Here is a 1,365-nt window from a genome sequence, read left to right as displayed (position 1 = left end):
TGTTGGCCGGGTTGTCCGGGCCGCCGGCGGCCGGTTGGCTCACCGGTTCAGGGGCGGGACTGGCGACCGCACCGACAGCGGCCACGCAGGGAATTGCCGACCTGGTTTTCAATCTGGGTCTGGGCAACATCGGCACCTTCAACATCGGCAGCGGCAACGTCGGCAACCTCAACTTCGGTAGCGGAAACTTCGGCAACTGGAACCTCGGCAGCGGCAACTACGGGAGCGAAAACTGGGGTAGCGGCAACATCGGGACCAGCAACACCGGCATGGGCAACGCCGGCGACTTCAACTTCGGCAGCGGAAACTTCGGCAGCGGCAACCTGGGCAGCGGCAACATCGGCAGCCTCAACTTGGGCAGCGGCAACTTCGGCACCATCAACTTCGGCGGCGGCAACCAGGGCGACGTGTCATTCGGCAGCGGCAACGTCGGCGACTTCAACTTCGGCAGTGGGAACCTGGGCGGCAGCAACTTCGGCTTCGGAAACCTCGGTGCCGGGAATATCGGGTTCGGCAACAAGGGCAGTAACAACATCGGCATCGGGCTGACCGGCGACGGTCAGCGCGGCATCGGCTCCCTCAACGCGGGCACCGGGAACATCGGCCTGTTCAACTCCGGCGATAACAACGTCGGCTTCTTCAACTCCGGCGATAACAACGTCGGCTTCTTCAACTCGGGCAACGGCAACACCGGGTTCGGCAACTCCGGCAGCTCCAACACTGGCTTCTGGCATTCCGGAAGTTCCAATACCGGCATCGGAAGCGCCGGCAACGGCAACTTCGGCTCGTTCAACGGCGGAAACTTCAACGCGGGCAGCTTCAACGTCGGAACCGAGAACACCGGCTTCGGCAACTCAGGCGCCGGAAACACCGGATTCGTGAACGCCGGTGACTCGAACACCGGGTTGCTCAACGGTGGCAATATCAACACCGGTTTCTTCAACGGGGGAGATGTCAACACCGGCGGACTCAATGGCGGAAGCTATAACACGGGATTCCTGAGTCCGTTCGACCAGCCGTTCCAGAACTCGGGATTCGGCAACGTCGGAACCAACAACTCGGGCTGGGGCAACAACGGTCCCAACGGCGGGTCGAACTCCGGCTTCTTCAACACCGGCATCGGCAACTCCGGCTTCTCGAACGCAGGGCCCACGTTGATCCCCGGCTTCAACTCCGGGTTCGGCAATATCGGCACCAACAATGCCGGCATCGCCAACTCCGGCAACAGCCTGGCCGGCTGGTCCAATACCGGTAACACCAGCTCCGGTGTTTTGAATTCGGGCGACGACAACTCCGGTGGTTTCAATTCGGGTAACGGCCAGTCGGGCTTCTTCCGCTGACGCAGATGCTGAGGGACGTTTGAAT

1 protein-coding gene is annotated in these 1,365 nt (G+C 61.8%); it reads left to right on the top strand.

The window, feature by feature from the left end; all coding sequences use genetic code 11:
• On the top strand, positions 1-1,340 hold a 1,340-nt coding region (locus AC5Y7D_RS30810; protein WP_499929961.1), incomplete at its 5' end, for a beta strand repeat-containing protein.
• Between the last annotated feature and the right edge of the window lie 25 nt (positions 1,341-1,365).

The organism is Mycobacterium sp. NGS49, assembly GCF_059812565.1.
Note: the sequence above shows the minus strand (reverse complement) of the source record. Positions and strands in the feature narration are given on the sequence as shown.